Genomic DNA, 16,871 nt, shown 5'->3' with positions numbered 1-16,871 from the left:
GAAAGCTCGGAAATGCGCTTTGATTGGTGTCAAATAGATGCCTCAAAAACCCATGATTTCCAGCGCGGATCCCTTGTTCCAATGCAGACGTCTTTTTTCAAGCTGAACGGCCATTCTTTCCACGTCAGGACATGGGGCGACAAAGCCGCGCCACCATTATTGATGCTGCATGGTTTCCCCGAATACAGCGGTGCCTGGGCCGATCTTGCGCCTCATCTGGCAGAACGCTTTTATTGTATTGCTCCGGACCAGCGCGGTTATGGCCAAAGCTGGTGTCCCGAAGGGGTGCAGAACTATACCCTGTCGCAACTGGTCACAGACATGGCCGCACTGATTGAAACCTGCGGCGCGCCAGTTGCGCTGCTGGGTCACGACTGGGGCGCATCGGTGGCTTATGGCGTTGCCATGTTCCGCCCGGAACTCGTTGATCGGTTAATCATTGCAAACGGCGTACATCCGGTGCCGTTTCAACGCGCCATGGCCTCAGGTGGCGCACAATCCACAGCCTCGCAATATATCAATCTGCTGCGAGCACCCGATGCCGCACAAAAACTGTCCGAAAACAACTTTGCGATGCTGGAACAGTTCTTTCGCCATGGTATGGGGCTGGACTGGTTGACCGAAGCTCGCATGGCCGACTACCGCACTGAATGGGCCCGACCCGGTCGGCTGCAGGCGATGCTGAACTGGTACAGAGCCTCTCCGTTGGTTGTCGCCAAACCCGGTGTCCCCGCGACAGACCTGCCCGACCTGCCGCTCGACCGGTTGCATGTCAGGTGTCCGCACTTGTTGATTTGGGGGCCGGATGACAAAGCCCTTTTACCGGAAGCCACTGAGGGGCTGGAGGCGTTTGCCACCCACCTCACCCGTGTCACGATCCCTGGGACCGATCATTGGTTGCATCATCAAAACCCGCGGGCCGTGGCGCAGGCCATTCTGGAATGGACTGGCCTGACGTAATCAGGCCCCACCCGCGCGCAACGGCAAGCCAGGCAGCCTTTGTCGCAGCACCAACGATATCTGTAGCACCTTACCGGTGCCCCCAATCGTCAGGGTTGTCAGAGTTGTTCGGCGACAACCCCAACTCATCACCATCGGTTGAGCACCCAAGCCCCAGAACCGTCCGGTTTGCATATGAAAAATAGGAGCAAACCTGATTGATCTCTAGGATTTCGCCATCATCCCACCCCGCGTCGCGCAGGGCGCTGACATCCGCCTCGACCAGATCGCCCGGCGCTTCGGTCAGCTTGCGGGCATAATCCATCGCAGCCATTTGCGCCGCATCCAGCGGTGCAGCCGAGGGATCGCGCGCCTCAATCGCTGCCCTGATCGCGTTGCCACGCACCGTATCACCCAGCAAGCGCTGAAGACCTGCAAAGTGATGCTCGACGCAATACCCGCACCGGTTCAGTGAGCTGACCCAAACCCCCAGCACTTCCAGAAACCATTTCGGTATCTTGTTGCCCGAATGATGCAGCACTGCCTTGTACATGGCCATATGGCCTTCCATCGAATGCGGTCGAAGGCTGTGTGCCATCATGATGTTGTCTACGTTATTGTTCGGCCCGGTCACGCGTTCGTAGAGTTTCTTCAACTTTCCAGTCGCGTCTTCGAACGGAACGGTTCTGATCCAGCTCATTTATTCACCTCCGCTTTACCGGGATCAAAGGACTGGTTATCTGCACGGATTGCAAGCGGCTTGACAGAAAACGCACAACACCTCGCGTCCCTCTTCCCCCGGACCACATCACCTGCCATAATGGCGGAAACCCAAAAACAAGAGCAGCACCCATGCCCGAAGATCTGTTGACGCCCAGCGCCACTTCTACCTATGACGCCTCCTCGATCGAGGTGCTCGAAGGGCTGGAACCGGTTCGCAAACGCCCCGGCATGTATATTGGCGGCACGGATGAGCGTGCGCTGCACCATATGTTGGCCGAGATCCTCGACAACTCGATGGACGAGGCCGTGGCAGGCTATGCCAACCGGATCGAGGTCGAGCTGCATTCCGACTACGCCCTGACCGTCCGTGACAACGGGCGCGGTATCCCGATCGACCCGCATCCAAAATTTCCGGGCAAGTCCGCGTTGGAGGTGATCCTGTGTACCCTGCACGCGGGCGGCAAGTTCTCGGGCAAGGCTTACCAGACCTCGGGTGGCTTGCACGGGGTTGGTGCGTCGGTGGTGAACGCGCTGTCTGATTCGATGGTCGTGCAGGTGGCGCGGGACAAGCAGCTATATGAACAACGTTTCTCGCGCGGTATCCCACTTGGCCCGGTCGAAAAGGTTGGCGCGGCCCCGAACCGGCGCGGCACAACGGTGACCTTCCACGCCGACCCGGACATCTTTGGCCATCACAAGTTCAAACCCGCGCGGCTGTTCAAGTCCATCCGCTCCAAGGCCTATCTGTTCTCGGGCGTCGAAATCCGCTGGAAAACCGCCATCGATGACGGTGAAACCCCGCTTGAGGCCTCGTTCCACTTTCCCGGCGGCCTGTCGGATTACCTGAAAGAGACGATGAACGGCTCGTCTACCTATGCCGAGCAACCCTTTGCGGGCACCGTCGATTTCAACGAGAAATTCGGCACCCCCGGCAAGGTCGAATGGGCGATCAACTGGACACCGTCGCGTGACGGGTTCATCCAATCCTATTGTAACACCGTTCCCACCCCCGAAGGCGGCACCCATGTGGCCGGTTTCTGGGCTGCGATCCTCAAGGGGATCAAGGCCTATGGCGAGTTGATCAACAACAAAAAGGCCGCGCAAATCACCCGCGACGACCTGCTGACAGGTGGCTGCGCGCTGGTGTCGTGCTTTATCCGCGAGCCGGAATTCGTGGGCCAGACCAAGGACCGCCTGGCCACGGTCGAGGCGCAGCGGCTGGTCGAAAACGCGGTCCGCGACCATTTCGACAACTGGCTGGCGGCTGATACGAAATCCGCTGGCGCGATCCTCGACTTCCTCATCCTGAGGGCCGAAGAACGCCTGCGCCGTCGGGCCGAGAAGGAAACACAACGCAAGTCCGCCACTAAGAAACTTCGTCTTCCCGGCAAGCTGGTGGACTGTTCCAGTTCAACACGCGACGGCACCGAATTATTCATCGTCGAAGGCGATTCTGCGGGCGGTTCTGCCAAAATGGGTCGTGACCGCAAAACGCAGGCCCTGCTGCCCCTGCGCGGCAAAATCCTGAACGTGCTGGGCGCGGCCAGTTCCAAGCTGGGCACCAATGCCGAGATCAACGACCTGACGCAGGCGCTGGGTGTCGGGCTTGGCACCAAGTTCAACGTTGACGACCTGCGCTATGACAAGGTCATCATCATGACAGACGCGGATGTGGACGGGGCGCATATCGCGTCCTTGCTGATGACGTTCTTCTTCACCCAGATGCGCCCAATGATTGACGCGGGCCACCTTTACCTAGCCTGCCCGCCTTTGTACCGCCTGACCCAGGGCGCCAAACGCGTCTATTGTCTGGACGAGGCTGAGCGCGATGAATGGCTGAAAAAAGGTCTGGGCGGCAAGGGCAAGATCGACGTGTCCCGCTTTAAGGGTCTGGGTGAAATGGACGCCAAGGATCTGAAAGAGACCACGATGGACCCCAAATCCCGGAAATTGATCCGGGTCACCATTGACGAGGACGAACCCGGCGAGACCGGCGATCTGGTCGAGCGCCTGATGGGCAAAAAACCCGAACTGCGGTTCCAGTACATCCAGGAGAACGCGCGGTTTGTGGAGGAGTTGGATGTTTAGACTGGTTCACCTATTGCTAACCAGTTGAAGATTTCTGCCAAAAGCTCACTGGTTGGATACTGTCTGATTTCCTCTTCATCAGCACCCTCTGCGAGCTTCTTTTCCCAATACCACTCTTGGAAATCCGAGTACTTACCCCAGATGCGTTTTGCCGCAACGGGATCAATCCCAGCTTCTGAAACCAGCCAATTGCGAACATGTTTCACGGCATTCTGCGGAGCCTTTTGATCGTCAGTGCCGTAAGATTCAATATCGCAACCGGAAATATCTGAAAGAGCGGCTTGGAAACGGTAACGTTTTTCTTCTAGAATCAAGAATTTTTTCTTTTCCCGACCATCACCAAAATATTGACGGCATCCAAAATCAATCCCGAGCTCAAATGGCATGTTAAGCCTGAAGTGCTCACCTTCCCGTTTGGCTTGGCAGCGACTTAGATCGTGAATTGAGTACTTTGAACACTCGATCAAGCTGCGAATTTTTTCAAGACGATTTTCGCCACTGTCATTCCGCTCTGACGCCAACCTGGGCCTGAGGCCCAGATAAGCTACGCAAAACATTATTGCTTGTAGTATTGGCTCAAAATCTTCATCAAACGGACAGTTGATAAAAACACAACTTTCAAAAGGATATTCAGGCAATACTTAGCCTTTCGACTTCACTGGATCATTCCCATATGAATCGCGTTCTCTAATTCTACCATCGCGACCATGAATATAGAGTTCCGTGCCCTGGTTTTTGGCAATTTTCCGAGCTTCACGTATTGCTTCACCCTGCGTTGTATAAGTGCTCGTAACTCTTGACGAACCTGCTTTACGCACGCTCCATTTGCCTCCATTAGGCACAACGTGCTGACCTTTGGCTGCCATATCCGACTCCTAGCCTTTGTTACGTGTCCCTATGCTTAAGATATGCCAACAAATCTCCTACTCCAACTACGAACAGCAAATAACTTAACAATTTGTGAATAAAATTAAAAAGTTGAAGCGGGTCGGGCGCGTGAATGATGCTCTACACCAAGCAATGGATTGGATAGGAAGACACCCCCACACCACACGCGCCCTCAAAAAACCAAAATCTACTGCAATTCAAATCCCTTCGGTTTACTAATCAAACCAAGACCCGGCTTCCCCGTGGCAAGCTGGCTTGGATTTAACGATTAAGGATTTGCAATGGCCCGCCTTTATGACAGTCGAAAACGTGTTCTCGTAACCGGTGGGGCCGGGTTTCTGGGCTCGCATCTGTGTGACCGGCTTCTGGATCAGGGGCACGAGGTTTTGTGCGTCGACAACCTGTTCACCGGCACCAAGCGCAATATCGACCATCTGCACAACAACCCGCGCTTCGAGTTCATGCGCCACGATGTGACCTTCCCGCTGTTCGTCGAGGTGGACGAGATATACAACCTCGCCTGCCCCGCCTCACCCGTGCATTACCAGCACGATCCGGTGCAGACGACCAAGACCAGCGTGCATGGCGCGATCAACATGCTGGGCCTGGCGAAACGCCTGAAATGCAAGATCTTTCAGGCTTCGACGTCTGAGGTCTACGGTGACCCGACGATCCATCCGCAGACCGAAGACTATTGGGGCAACGTCAACCCGGTTGGTCCGCGCTCTTGCTATGACGAGGGCAAGCGGTGTGCCGAGACGTTGTTCTTTGATTACCACCGTCAGATGGGGCTTGAGATCAAGGTCGCCCGCATCTTCAACACTTACGGCCCCCGAATGCACCCCGCCGACGGGCGCGTTGTGTCGAATTTCATCATGCAGGCCCTGACGGGCGAGGCGATCACCATCTTTGGCGACGGCACGCAGACCCGGTCATTCTGCTACGTGGATGATCTGATCGAAGGGTTCATCCGCCTGATGGACACCGGCAAGGAGGTCACCGGCCCGGTCAATCTGGGCAATCCCAACGAATTCTCGATGAACGAGCTAGCCAGCGAGGTGCAGGCGCTTGTTGGCGCGGAAACCCCTATCAGTTTCAGGGAGTTGCCCGAGGACGATCCGAAACAACGTCAGCCCGATATCACGCTGGCGCGGACCCTGCTGAACTGGGAACCTACAGTACAGCTGAAGGAAGGGTTGGACGCAACGATCCGGTATTTCCGGACGCTTCAGTCAGAAGGCGCAGCCGGATAACGCGTCTTGCCATGGCTCGGGGACCGGATCAGACCGCCGTGCCGATCAGCGCGACGCCAATCGCCATGAGGACCGCGGCGCCCAGGCGTCGCATCCAGTTGCCTTCTTTCAGGAAAATGAACCCGATCAGCGCCGCAAAGATGACCGAGGTTTCCCGCAGGGCCGAAACCGCCCCAAGCGGCGCAAAGTTCTTGGCGTAAAGCACCAGACCATACGCTGTCATCGAAACCAGCCCACCCAAAAGGCCCGTCATCCATATTCTGACTGGCAGGTCTTTGAGGGTGGTGCGTTTCCTGACCCCGATAAACCCTACAATGAACAGGTGCAGAAAGGCTCCCCATGCCCAATAGCTGAGCGTATTGCCTGACAGCCGCACCCCAATCCCATCAACCACCGAATAGATCGAAATGCAGAACCCGGTTCCCAGCGCAAATCCCAGCGCGCTGCGCCCGACACCCGAACGCAGCGCCGCCCAGCTGCTCAGCTGAATGCCAACCGCGATTAAGGCGATCCCACCCCAGGCTTGCCAGGGCAGAACTTCGCCCACCAGCGCCATCGCCCAAAGCGAGACCAGTGCCGGAACAATCCCGCGTGCTATGGGGTAAACCACACTCAGATCGCCATGCTGGTAGGCCTTGCCCAGCATGAAGTAATAGCCGAAATGCACGACGGTCGAGAGCAGGATATAGACAAAGCTCTGCGTGTTCGGCAGCGGCAGCACCATCACCATAACCGCCGCCGGCAAGACCTGACCCAACGCGACCAGACCCAGCATGGTGGTGCGGTCCGCTGCCGTTTTCACGATGGCATTCCATACGGCATGCAGCAGCGCCGCCGACAGAATAATCAGAATGACGAACAGGGTCATACCCGAACCTTTCCCGCAGAATTCGTGCGTAAAAAGGGTCTTTGGCCCCATTTCACTTGGGCGTGGTGTCTGCCAAAACCGGGATTTTTGTCAAGCCGGATTCCAGTGGTCAAATTACCGCCACTGTTGGGGACGTGTCCGCAAGCCGTTTCCGGTCTCGTCCCGCACCCTTGTGCCCGGTAAGAAGTTACAACAGCACGTGATCCCGGTTGCAGGACGCGCATCACGTTCTAAGATCGGGCACATGAGTTTTGTGACAGACAACCAATTGCCCCTGCTAATCCTGTTTTTTCTGTCAGGATCGATCGGCACCGCCTTTTTGTTCCGCAAGCCAGCGGGGCACCGGGCGTGGAAACTGGCCGATCTGGTCTGGGTCGTGCTGGGTGGCATCGGCGCATTGGTGGCTGTTCTGGCGGGGCTTTACACGTCGGACAGTTCGCGACTGGATCGCCAGATTGATGTGGCCTACGCCGCAACATTGGCATTCGACCGGGATGCCGCACGGTTTCGTCTGCGTTTCTGCGACCCTGCTTACGATCCTGATACGGCAGTGCTGTGCGACAAGGTTGAATTCCTGTCGGCATCAACTGCCAGCAACTCGGAATTGCCCCTGTTCATCGCCGTAACCAACGAAGTGGCCCCCCTGCAGGGCCTGCACTTCCTGTTCGGAAGTCAGGGCAAAGATGAAATGGACGAGCTGCGGGATATGACGGCAAAAGCTGATGCTTTCGATATCGACCAGTTCCTCGTTTTCACGTCTCTGGACGACAAAACTCAGGTGGCCATCGACAACATGCGCCGTAAGGTACCCGCGATTGCCGGAGATTATCAGATCCTGGCACAAAGCTATGACGACCTGATCGAGCAGGTCGGCAAGTTGAAAAACGAATGGGAATACCTGCAGGCCAACGCCCATATTCTGGTGCTGCAAATCGTGGCGCTTTGTCTTGTTAGCTTTGCTGCCCCGTTTCGACTGGGAAAATCTTTGGTCGAATTGCGCCGGGCGCTCAACGTCGATAGCCCCGCGCCAACACCTGTGGATCAACCCCCAGAAAATAGCGCAGAAGTGTCCACAAGTTCCGCATGCCCCGTCGAGTCCAACCTGCCTGTTCATAGCGCTCCGCGCTCGTAAAGGCGCGCGACTCGAGTATTGCGATCCGTGGCAATGCGCGCACCAGCGCCACATCTTCCATCAAGGGTTGGTCCGGATACCCACCAGCCGCCAGATAGACATCACGCGGAACCAGCAACCCCTGATCTCCGTACGGTAAACCGAACAGCCTGCTGCGCAAATTGGCCCATCCGGCCACCCAGGTCGGCGCAAACCCACGCGCGCGAAAAGCCAACCGAAACGCAGCTGGTGCGTTGGAGGGTAGATGGGCGCTTACGCTCTCGGCCCATCCCTGTTGCAGCACGGTATCGGCATGAAGGATTAACAACCATTCACCATCAGCCTGCGCACACCCCCGGCGCAATTGACCGCCGCGCGACGGCTCACCTTTCAGAACAAGCGCGCCAACATCTTCTGCAATTCTCAACGTCTGGTCTGTTGAGCCTGCATCGCTGACGATCAGGTCCCTGATCAGCCCGGAATGCACCCCTTCCATCAGGGCTTCAAGGCACGCAGGCAAGGAACCGGCGGCATTCAAGGTTGGAATCACTACAGTGACGGGTGCGGGCACGTCCGATAACCTCTGGTCTTGACTGCGGGACTTCCTATATCACGAGGCCAAAGGCAATGACGAGGACCAAGCCATGCTCACCCGCCGCATCCTGCGCCTGACCGGCTCGGACACCGAAGACTTTTTGCAGGACCTTGTCACCAATGACGTTCGGGGGCTGGGCAATGGGCTTGTTTATACGGCGTTGCTTACTCCACAGGGCAAGTATCTGGCCGATTTCTTTCTGAAACGCGATGACGGTGGAGTGCTGCTGGACGTGGCCGAGCCTTTTGCAAATGACCTGATCAAGCGCCTGAACATGTACAAACTCCGGGCGGATGTAGTAATCGAAGGCACGGATCTACATCTGCAACGCGGCACTGGGCCAGCACCGGACACCGCCCTTCCTGACCCTCGTCACCCGGATATGGGTTGGCGCGATTACTCGACAGCTTCGGAAGGCGATGACGGAACCGACTGGGACGCGCTGCGCGTTCGACACTGCATCCCCGAGGCTGGGGTCGAACTGACGCCAGACAGCTATATCCTCGAATCCGGGTTCGAGGCGCTGAACGGCGTGGACTTCAAAAAGGGTTGCTATGTCGGTCAGGAAGTGACTGCGCGCATGAAGCACAAGACAGAATTACGCAAAGGCTTGCGGCGGGTCTTTGTCGAAGGCTCGGTTCCGGTGGGGACTGAGATTGCCGCAAACGGCAAACCTGTCGGCACCCTGTTCACGCAATCAGGCGGACACGGAATCGCGTATCTGCGCTTTGACCGTGCGAATGCAGACATGTTGGCCGGAGACGTCGTGGTTCGCCTGACGGACCAAGAATAACTTGTTGCCAAATCGGCACGGCCTTATCCGCCGTTTATCTCGTAAAGTTTGAACCCGTTACCCAGCCCTGCCAATGTGTCGGCACAGGGGCAACACGGATACCCGCATGTTTCAGCTTTACTCCGCGATTTGGCGCGCCAGCGCCGGACGGCAGATTGTCCTCATTCTGTTATCCATTGCCATTGCTGCGCTTGCCGCGGTTCCGCTTGAATTTCAACGCGATATTGTCAACCACCTTACGTCCAACGATCTTCATGTCGAAAAGCTGGTTCTGCTGGGCATCGGCATGATGATTGTCATCCTGCTAAGCCTCGCCCTGAAATGGGTTCTGGGTTTTCGCGCGGGTACATTGGGCGAAGACATGATCCGGCTGATCCGGCAACGCTTGCTGTGGCGTGCTACCGACCTGAAGGAAACGGGTGAAAATCTGCGCAAAGGTACCATGACGACCGCCATCTCAGCCGAGGCTGAGGAGCTGGGCAAGTTCGCAGGGGGCGCGTTCTCGGACCCGGTGGTTCAGGTTGGAACGCTGGTCAGCGTGATCGGGTACATATCCTCAACGCAGCCAGGCCTTGGCCTTATCGCGTTTTCCATGATTGTGCCGCAGATCATTATCGTTCTGGTGTCGCAACGCAAAGTGAACACGTTTGTCGCCGAACGCGTCCGCCTTTTGCGCAGCGCCACTGATAGGCTGACCACCGAGGATATCGATGCCGTCGAGCGGGATATCAATGCCCTGTTCGACGACATCTATGACACAAGGCGGCGCATGTTTCTTTGGAAGCTTTCGGCCAAGTTCCTATTGAGCGTAATCAACGGCGCCGGAACCGTAGGTATTCTGATGTTGGGCGGTTATCTGGTGCTGCAAGGAAAGACCGATGTCGGCACGGTGGTGGCCGCGATCAGCGGGCTTGGCCGGATACAGGGCCCGACCGCGTTCCTGATCGCCTTTTACAGACAAGTCAGTGCCAACCGCATCAAATACGAGCTGATGCTAGAACTATTCGGCCCGGACCCCGCGCATTACCGGTACCGCAACAGTGCATAAAAAAGACCGCGCAGCGGCTGCTTGCGCGGTCTGACACAAAAAGCGACGAAACGTCACGCGCGTTCGGAATATTCCATCGTTTCGGTGTTCACGATGATCATTTCATCCTGACCGATGAACGGCGGCACCATGACTTTCACGCCATTGTCCAGAATTGCAGGCTTGAACGAGTTCGCGGCGGTCTGACCTTTTACGACCGGCTCGGTTTCGACAATCTTGCAGGTTACTTTCTGCGGCAGCGTCGCGTTCAGCGCTTCACTTTCGTAGAATTCGACAACAATCGTCATGCCATCCTGAAGGAACGGACGACGCTCGCCCAGCAAATCCGCTGGCAATTCAATCTGTTCGTATGTTTCGGCATCCATGAAGACCAGCATGCCATCGGTTTCATACAGGAACTGCTGATCCTTCTGTTCAAGGCGCACACGCTCAACCTTGTCAGCCGAGCGGAACCGTTCGTTCAGTTTCGAACCATTGCGCAGGTTGCGCAGTTCGACCTGCGCGAAAGCGCCGCCCTTGCCGGGCTTCACATGGTCAACCTTGACCGCGGCCCAAAGGCCGTCGTTATGCTCAAGCACATTGCCGGGGCGAATTTCGTTCCCATTTATCTTGGGCATTACATAATTCCTTCACAAACGGTTGATGCGTCAGTTGCGCCTCCTATATCTGGCGGGAACATACCTGACAAGACAACCAAACCTAGTGCTGCAAGTGCAGCGAGATATGCAAGTGACGCAACGCAACTATGCATATTAGCTGTATCCGAATCGCACTTTATCGGTCATAAGGACCGTCACGCCGAAAATTGCAAGAGCAAGAAAAACAAGGAAGACGAGATGAGAGATTTCGTTGACGGCACTGCCTTTAACAACGAACAAGGCAATCGTGCTCGCAAACTTTTCGCGGCCGTTGTGTTGGCCGCACTCGATGACGCCATTGCCGATGACAAGAAGTATGGCAATGGCCCGGAACAAATCGCCCGTTGGGCGCGCTCGCGCGATGGACGCGAAGTGCTGTCTTGCGCGGGAATCGACCCGAACGAGCGGGTTGTCAGCGGACTGATGGAGTTCGTTGGCCGTGGCGTGCGGACCTCGGTCGCGCTGTCGCGTGAAGAAAGCGAGCGTCGCAATGCCGCTCAGCAGGCTGAAGCTGCCTGATCCAAGGCTGTTTCAACTCAGAAAAAACGCGCTCTGCCATCAGAGCGCGTTTTTCTATGCGTATCCCACCACGATCCCGGGCGTCAGGATGAGTTCGGGGCTTCCCCTGCCCGCCCAAATCAGGTCATCTGCGCCTTGACAGGTAGGAGACAATCCATGGTTCGCGCCATCATGATTCAAGGCACCGGCAGCAATGTCGGAAAATCCGTTCTGGTGGCGGGGCTTGCGCGGGCTTTTACACGGCGGGGTCTTCGGGTTGCGCCCTTCAAACCGCAGAACATGTCGAACAATGCTGCTGTTACAGAAAACGGTGGGGAAATCGGTCGCGCACAGGCCCTTCAGGCACGGGCGGCAAGGCGGGCGACGCATACGGATATGAACCCTGTATTGTTAAAACCTGAAACTGATACCGGCGCGCAGATCATTGTTCAGGGGCAGCGCGCGGGCACCATGAAAGCCGGTGATTACCGCAAGGATAAATCCAGACTGCTAAGCGCCGCACTGGAAAGCTTTGACCGGCTGTGCAACGACGCGGATCTGGTTCTGATCGAAGGGGCGGGCAGCCCGGCCGAAACAAACCTGCGCAAGGGTGACATCGCCAATATGGGCTTTGCCTGCGCTGCGAACATACCTGTAATACTTGTCGGCGACATTCACCGCGGCGGTGTGATCGCACAGATCGTTGGCACTCAGGCGGTTCTGGACGACGGCGATCTTGCGCGAATTCGGGGCTTCGCCGTCAATCGGTTCAAAGGCGATGTGTCCCTATTTGACGAAGGGCGCGATGATATTGCCTCTCGTACAGGGTGGCCCTGTCTGGGGGTTGTGCCATGGTTTCATGACGCCTGGAAACTTCCGGCCGAAGATATGATGGACATCCGCTCTCACACAGGCGGCACCTGCAAGGTTGTTGTGCCACAGCTTGAACGGATGGCGAATTTCGACGACCTTGATCCCTTGTCTGCCGAACCCGGAGTGAGCGTCGAGATCATTCCGGCCGGACGCCCTTTGCCCGGCGATGCCGATCTGGTTTTGCTACCGGGCAGCAAGTCAACCATCGGAGATCTGGCCTATTTCCGTGCACAAGGCTGGGACATCGACCTGTTTGGTCATGTCCGGCGCGGCGGGCATGTGCTGGGTCTTTGCGGTGGCTTTCAGATGCTGGGCAAGACCATTTCCGACCCCGATGGCGTGGACGGTCGACCAGGTAAGGTCGAAGGGTTGGGGTTGCTGGATGTAGACACGGTCATGGGAGGACAAAAGCAAGTTGTTCTGCGTACGGCCCATGCCTTGCCGGACCGAGAGCCGGTCACCGGATACGAAATCCACATGGGCCATACAGACGGCCCGGATTGCACCAATGCATGGCTTGAGGTCGAAGGTCGCCCTGAAGGCGCGGCCAGCGCAAACGGGCGGATCAAGGGAAGTTATCTGCACGGTATCTTTTCGTCCGACGCATTCCGGGCGCGGTTTTTGTCAGCGTTAGGCGTGACCTCGAACCTGTCCTATGAGGACGGCGTCGAGCAGGCGCTGGACGATCTGGCCGATCATCTGGAGCGCCACATGGACCTTGACCTGCTGCTCAGCCTCGCGCAGCCCCCGCACCGAGGCTGAGAGTTACTCCAGATCCTGAGCCGCAAGAGCGCGGGCGATCTCTCGCCTGACCATCTTGCGCACATTTCGTGTAATCCGCTCACCCATCGTTCCTTGCAGCTCGGCGCGGACAACCTCTGCGATCAGGGTGCGCAGAGCGTCTTCATCCATGTCGATCGTCCTGACATTTTCGTCGGAACCAGGTTCTTCGGCATCAGCATCAGACACAACAGCCTGAGACGACCGGATGAATTCCGCCTGACAAGATGCGTCTTCGGCCTGCTGAACCGCCTCTGGTTCGTCACCACCGGCAGCATCAATCGACATCGCAGCGGCAAATTCTTCTTCGACATCCCATGGCAGCGCGTGTGACGGTGTGCCCGAATACGCATCCTGGCTGTCACCGTCCGGTTCCCACTGATCTTCTGTTTGCGCAATTGCCGCTTCCAGCGCTTCGATCTTTGCACTCAGGCTGTTTGTTGCATCATCCGACGGGGCGTGTTTCGTCTCGGCTGTTTCTGGCTTGTCCTGGTCAGCGTTCGCAGGTTGACCCGTCTGAACGATGTCACAGGTGCGCAACAACATGGGCTTGGCGGCATCTGAAACTTCGGGTTCCGACACAGCTTTAGCGGGAATCACCCCCAATTGATCTGGTGTGCTGATCCGCAGAGCATCAGTAAGCACCAGCCGCCCCGGCTTTCGTGCTTTAGTCGTTTGATCCGAGACGGTTTTGTCACGACTGTCTTCACTGACCAGACGTTTGACCGAAGACAGAACGTCTTCGATCCCTGCTTTCACGACATTATCAGACATTGTTCTCTACCGCTCTATCCTTGGATCGAGTGTAGCCAAACAATCCGCGCCTCACAACAGATAGTATTGGCGATCAGTCCCGGCGCAATGCTTTGAGAACGCGATCCAGATCCTTGCTTTGCTTGCTGACCTGTGCCGGCGCATTCTTGACCAGATTGTAATACAAAGTCGGATCATAGATTTGCACCGCCAGCCCAAGACGCTCGGCTGTCAGAAGGCCCTGCGCCTGCAACAACTGATAGGCAGCCCGCGACCGTTCGGTGCGCGAAGCGACTTCTGCCAGCTGTGCATCCAGCAAATCCTGTTGTGCATTCAATACATCCAGAGTTGTTCGCGCGCCCAGAGTTGCCTCTTCCCGGATGCCATCAAACGCCACCTGCGAGGCGTTAACGCGCTCGGTTGACGCCCTCAGACTGGCGCTGGCCGCCTGAAACGCCGCATACCGGTCGGTAACACCCTGCGTGATGTTCTTTTGAACGTTCAGCAGATTCGCACGCGAGGCATCCCGGCTGGCCATTGCGCGGCGGACATTTGCCGCCAACCGGCCACCCGCGTAGATAGGTTGTGTGAAGTTCAGCGACACGGTCGCGTCGTTCACATAGTCATTGTTGTCATAGCGCTCGGACACGCCAGCATCGGCATTAAGGCTGACATTCGGCCCAAGGTTTGCCCGTTGCTGCTGCACGACCAGATCAAACGCCCTGACCTGATGCTGAGCCGATAGAATGGCCGGGTGGTTGCGTTGCGCCAGATTCACAGCTTCTGCTTCGGAACGCGGCAGATTGGGCAGGCTCGGCTGACCAGCCGTTCGCCCCGGTGCCTTTCCGACTGCATTCACGTATTCGGCTTGCGCAATGCTCAATTCACCGCGTGCCACTGCCAGATCCGCCTGAGAGCTTGCCAGCTGTGCTTCGGACAACGCGACGTCGGTCCTGGTCACTTCACCAACTTCGAAGCGGTCATTCGACGCCCTAAGTTCCTCTGCCGACACATCCACGTTGTTCTGGCGGATCGCCACGGTCTCTTCCTGCAGCAGAACGCCCAGATAGGCATTTGCTGCGCGAATAAGTACCTGTTGTTCAATATCAATCAGGGTTTGCCGGGTCGACAGCACCGTTTCCTGCGCCGACTGCTTGCCTAGTACAGACGCGCCACCATCATACAAAAGCTGGCTCAGCGTCAGGCCCGAAAAGAACCGCGACGGTTCGTTTGTCGTCACGACATTATTGACCCGCGAACGGGTGTAATCCTGGCTGACCTGCACGGTCCAGTTGATGATTGGCCGCAACGCAGAAAGCGCAATGGCTACATCTTCATCCGCCGCGCGCAGCAACGCCCGGTTCTGTTCAAGCAAACCACTGGTGTTATACGCGCCGATGAACGCATCCGTTATGTTGTCTGCCCACGCTGCACGCCCTGGCATCACGCTCATGGCAAGTCCTGCGGTCACAGCAAACGCCCTGACCAGCTTACCTGTCGCCGAACCACGCATACCAAAATCCTCTCAAACGAAATTACACTGCCCTGCAGGCAGTTTGCGGCCTTCTTTTCAACTAATCAAGGCGATAGAAAAATCTATCGGCGGACTATAGCGAAAATGCACACTCTGCCGAAAAACCTTCCAAAACCGGCGCATTGGCATTGAACACATCACGCCAACTGACGCGGCCCCCGGTTTTTCGACCAATCCGAACTGTACCCAGGTTGCCGTTGACAAACAGGCACACGATCCGACCGTGGTCCTTGAGTTGATCCAACAGGGCATCGGGCACCTGCTCGACACCGCCCTGCACCATGATTGCATCATAGGGACCGTGTTCCGCCACACCCTGTTCCAGCGCGCCGACGTGGATAATGGCGTTGTGCACGTCAGCTTCGGCCAAGAGGTTTTGCGCCTCGGCTGCAAGGGTTTCGTCGCTTTCAACACCCACAACCAACTCAGCCATCCGCGCGGTGACAGCCGTGGAATACCCCATTGCCGGAGCGATATCGAGGACCATCTCATCCTTGGATATGTTCAGCACGTCCAGCATTTTAGCTAGGGTTCGCGGCTCCAACATGCTGCGCCCGTCCCCCAGATCAATCAGGCCGTCCACATAGGCCGCCTCGCGTTGAGAATCGGGCACGAAGCTTTCCCGCGGAACACTCAGCATCGCCTCAATGATCGGGAACTTGGTGACGTCAGAGGGGCGGATCTGTGTATCAACCATTGTGCGGCGCCGGGCTGCGAAGTCAGTCATTGGATATCTCGTCTCATTCCCAAAGATGTCGGGCTTGTGCCATATCCTGAACCTTCCAGCAACGCCCCTGTTGCCGCAACCTGAATCTTGATCACCTCCTTGGGCGTGGACTTCGGCAAATCTCGATCTTGCCGGCAATTTCGCGCGCAATCCACTGGACGCCCCAGAGGAAAGCTGTTAAAAACCCAGTCACACCACGGCAAGTATTTGATTTTACTTGAAAAGGCGAGTTGGCGGAGTGGTGACGCAGCGGATTGCAAATCCGTGTACACCGGTTCGATTCCGGTACTCGCCTCCATTCCGGTACTCGCCTCCATATTTTTCACTTAACTATATGTATTAATTTAGTTTTTCGAAAAATTTCCTGAATTTTTCCTCACTTACCCACCCAAAACGTTGAGAGTTCGATTGCTCGAAATACTCAATTAGATCAATGCTCTATAAAACAAAACCGGTTGGCGAAACAAACGCGCCATGTTGATCGCTAGTGCTCTATAGTCCATTATTCAAACCGCTGATCGCGAGCCGCATCTTCGACCGCTTCTCGCTCCCTTTCTGCAGCGATCCACTCTCGAACACGAGGAACGTGACTGGCGACCGCAGCTCCAAATTTCTTGGCGTGGATGATCTTGCAGTTGTTCTAAAACCCCTAGCCGACGCTCGATAATAGCTGGACCTGTCCCGTTTTTGTGCCGCCCCAAGTGCTCGTTTAAGCCACTTTCCTTTCGAATGCGACAGGGCTTTTCCAGCCCAATGCTGAGT

16 protein-coding genes, 1 tRNA gene and 1 pseudogene are annotated in these 16,871 nt (G+C 56.6%); 9 read left to right on the top strand and 9 right to left on the bottom strand.

The genetic code is table 11. The annotated features are described in order from the left end of the window. Positions 1–81: 81 nt before the first annotated feature. Positions 82–960, top strand: coding sequence for an alpha/beta fold hydrolase (locus ACR0EK_RS00090; protein ID WP_480484210.1), 879 nt, complete (start codon positions 82–84; stop codon positions 958–960). A gap of 70 nt (positions 961–1,030) precedes the next feature. Here the strand turns inward: ACR0EK_RS00090 and ACR0EK_RS00085 are convergent, their stop codons facing one another. Further along, positions 1,031–1,639, bottom strand: a complete 609-nt coding sequence (locus tag ACR0EK_RS00085; protein ID WP_480564101.1) for a carboxymuconolactone decarboxylase family protein — start codon at positions 1,637–1,639, stop codon at positions 1,031–1,033. 152 nt (positions 1,640–1,791) lie between these two features. Between ACR0EK_RS00085 and parE the strand changes: the two genes are divergently transcribed. Then, positions 1,792–3,750: a DNA topoisomerase IV subunit B gene (parE, locus tag ACR0EK_RS00080; RefSeq protein ID WP_209596923.1), complete on the top strand. Its 1,959-nt coding sequence runs from the start codon at positions 1,792–1,794 to the stop codon at positions 3,748–3,750. Here parE and ACR0EK_RS00075 read toward each other — a convergent pair. Together ACR0EK_RS00075 and ACR0EK_RS00070 are read right to left on the bottom strand one after the other, a co-directional pair. Beyond that, entirely contained in the window at positions 3,747–4,388 is a 642-nt protein-coding gene (locus ACR0EK_RS00075; protein ID WP_480564098.1) for a hypothetical protein, read from the bottom strand. The genes parE and ACR0EK_RS00075 overlap by 4 nt on opposite strands. Before the next feature lie 3 nt (positions 4,389–4,391). Further along, complete coding sequence (locus ACR0EK_RS00070) at positions 4,392–4,616, bottom strand: DUF2188 domain-containing protein (RefSeq protein WP_480564095.1); 225 nt, start codon at positions 4,614–4,616, stop codon at positions 4,392–4,394. A 303-nt stretch (positions 4,617–4,919) separates the two neighbouring features. Here ACR0EK_RS00070 and ACR0EK_RS00065 point away from each other — a divergent pair, with 303 nt between their 5' ends. Continuing rightward, the gene (locus ACR0EK_RS00065) at positions 4,920–5,891 is read left to right on the top strand and encodes a UDP-glucuronic acid decarboxylase family protein (protein WP_480564092.1); all 972 of its coding nucleotides are present in this window, start codon (positions 4,920–4,922) and stop codon (positions 5,889–5,891) included. Between the two features lie 28 nt (positions 5,892–5,919). Here the strand turns inward: ACR0EK_RS00065 and ACR0EK_RS00060 are convergent, their stop codons facing one another. Beyond that, the gene (locus tag ACR0EK_RS00060) at positions 5,920–6,759 is read right to left on the bottom strand and encodes an EamA family transporter (RefSeq protein ID WP_480564089.1); all 840 of its coding nucleotides are present in this window, start codon (positions 6,757–6,759) and stop codon (positions 5,920–5,922) included. A gap of 244 nt (positions 6,760–7,003) precedes the next feature. Here ACR0EK_RS00060 and ACR0EK_RS00055 point away from each other — a divergent pair. Then, a pseudogene (locus ACR0EK_RS00055) lies at positions 7,004–7,759 on the top strand (hypothetical protein); the annotation flags it as partial. A gap of 7 nt (positions 7,760–7,766) precedes the next feature. Here ACR0EK_RS00055 and ACR0EK_RS00050 read toward each other — a convergent pair. Then, the gene (locus ACR0EK_RS00050; RefSeq protein WP_480538169.1) at positions 7,767–8,441 is read right to left on the bottom strand and encodes a TIGR04283 family arsenosugar biosynthesis glycosyltransferase; all 675 of its coding nucleotides are present in this window, start codon (positions 8,439–8,441) and stop codon (positions 7,767–7,769) included. A 73-nt stretch (positions 8,442–8,514) separates the two neighbouring features. Between ACR0EK_RS00050 and ygfZ the strand changes: the two genes are divergently transcribed. After that, entirely contained in the window at positions 8,515–9,258 is a 744-nt protein-coding gene (gene ygfZ / locus ACR0EK_RS00045; RefSeq protein ID WP_480564086.1) for a CAF17-like 4Fe-4S cluster assembly/insertion protein YgfZ, read from the top strand. Positions 9,259–9,364: 106 nt separating this feature from the next. Then, complete coding sequence (locus ACR0EK_RS00040; RefSeq protein ID WP_480558264.1) at positions 9,365–10,306, top strand: ABC transporter transmembrane domain-containing protein; 942 nt, start codon at positions 9,365–9,367, stop codon at positions 10,304–10,306. Positions 10,307–10,359: 53 nt separating this feature from the next. Here the strand turns inward: ACR0EK_RS00040 and efp are convergent, their stop codons facing one another. Then, entirely contained in the window at positions 10,360–10,923 is a 564-nt protein-coding gene (gene efp / locus ACR0EK_RS00035; protein WP_209503361.1) for an elongation factor P, read from the bottom strand. Between the two features lie 219 nt (positions 10,924–11,142). Here efp and ACR0EK_RS00030 point away from each other — a divergent pair, with 219 nt between their 5' ends. Both ACR0EK_RS00030 and ACR0EK_RS00025 read left to right on the top strand, forming a co-directional pair. Next, a complete protein-coding gene (locus ACR0EK_RS00030; protein WP_037310273.1) occupies positions 11,143–11,463 on the top strand; it encodes a DUF6280 family protein in 321 nt (106 codons plus the stop codon). Between the two features lie 156 nt (positions 11,464–11,619). Continuing rightward, a complete protein-coding gene (locus ACR0EK_RS00025; RefSeq protein ID WP_480564083.1) occupies positions 11,620–13,077 on the top strand; it encodes a cobyric acid synthase in 1,458 nt (485 codons plus the stop codon). A gap of 3 nt (positions 13,078–13,080) precedes the next feature. Here ACR0EK_RS00025 and ACR0EK_RS00020 read toward each other — a convergent pair whose 3' ends face one another. The 3 genes from ACR0EK_RS00020 to ACR0EK_RS00010 all read right to left on the bottom strand — a co-directional run bounded on the left by ACR0EK_RS00020 (position 13,081) and on the right by ACR0EK_RS00010 (position 16,109). After that, on the bottom strand, positions 13,081–13,869 hold the full coding sequence (locus ACR0EK_RS00020) for a hypothetical protein (RefSeq protein ID WP_209596939.1): 789 nt from the start codon (positions 13,867–13,869) through the stop codon (positions 13,081–13,083). Between the two features lie 73 nt (positions 13,870–13,942). Next, positions 13,943–15,361, bottom strand: a complete 1,419-nt coding sequence (locus ACR0EK_RS00015) for a TolC family outer membrane protein (RefSeq protein WP_209503355.1) — start codon at positions 15,359–15,361, stop codon at positions 13,943–13,945. Positions 15,362–15,455: 94 nt separating this feature from the next. Beyond that, entirely contained in the window at positions 15,456–16,109 is a 654-nt protein-coding gene (locus ACR0EK_RS00010) for a protein-L-isoaspartate O-methyltransferase family protein (RefSeq protein WP_267363657.1), read from the bottom strand. A 224-nt stretch (positions 16,110–16,333) separates the two neighbouring features. Between ACR0EK_RS00010 and ACR0EK_RS00005 the strand changes: the two genes are divergently transcribed. After that, a tRNA-Cys gene (locus ACR0EK_RS00005) sits at positions 16,334–16,407 on the top strand. Positions 16,408–16,871: the final 464 nt, after the last annotated feature.

The organism is Ruegeria sp. AE4 (assembly GCF_056542185.1).
The sequence above is the reverse complement of the archived record's forward strand: the minus strand, read 5'-3'. Positions and strand labels throughout refer to the sequence as shown.

Bases quoted from the DNA above. Each gene is read 5' to 3' on its own strand.
- ACR0EK_RS00065 (WP_480564092.1), top strand. From the start codon at position 4,920: ATGGCCCGCCTTTATGACAGTCGAAAACGTGTTCTCGTAACCGGTGGG.
- ACR0EK_RS00090 (WP_480484210.1), top strand. From the start codon at position 82: ATGCAGACGTCTTTTTTCAAGCTGAACGGCCATTCTTTCCACGTCAGG.
- ACR0EK_RS00025 (WP_480564083.1), top strand. From the start codon at position 11,620: ATGGTTCGCGCCATCATGATTCAAGGCACCGGCAGCAATGTCGGAAAA.
- ACR0EK_RS00020 (WP_209596939.1), bottom strand. From the start codon at position 13,869: ATGTCTGATAATGTCGTGAAAGCAGGGATCGAAGACGTTCTGTCTTCG.
- ACR0EK_RS00015 (WP_209503355.1), bottom strand. From the start codon at position 15,361: ATGCGTGGTTCGGCGACAGGTAAGCTGGTCAGGGCGTTTGCTGTGACC.
- ACR0EK_RS00040 (WP_480558264.1), top strand. From the start codon at position 9,365: ATGTTTCAGCTTTACTCCGCGATTTGGCGCGCCAGCGCCGGACGGCAG.
- ACR0EK_RS00060 (WP_480564089.1), bottom strand. From the start codon at position 6,759: ATGACCCTGTTCGTCATTCTGATTATTCTGTCGGCGGCGCTGCTGCAT.
- parE (WP_209596923.1), top strand. From the start codon at position 1,792: ATGCCCGAAGATCTGTTGACGCCCAGCGCCACTTCTACCTATGACGCC.
- ACR0EK_RS00030 (WP_037310273.1), top strand. From the start codon at position 11,143: ATGAGAGATTTCGTTGACGGCACTGCCTTTAACAACGAACAAGGCAAT.
- efp (WP_209503361.1), bottom strand. From the start codon at position 10,923: ATGCCCAAGATAAATGGGAACGAAATTCGCCCCGGCAATGTGCTTGAG.
- ACR0EK_RS00070 (WP_480564095.1), bottom strand. From the start codon at position 4,616: ATGGCAGCCAAAGGTCAGCACGTTGTGCCTAATGGAGGCAAATGGAGC.
- ACR0EK_RS00085 (WP_480564101.1), bottom strand. From the start codon at position 1,639: ATGAGCTGGATCAGAACCGTTCCGTTCGAAGACGCGACTGGAAAGTTG.
- ygfZ (WP_480564086.1), top strand. From the start codon at position 8,515: ATGCTCACCCGCCGCATCCTGCGCCTGACCGGCTCGGACACCGAAGAC.
- ACR0EK_RS00010 (WP_267363657.1), bottom strand. From the start codon at position 16,109: ATGACTGACTTCGCAGCCCGGCGCCGCACAATGGTTGATACACAGATC.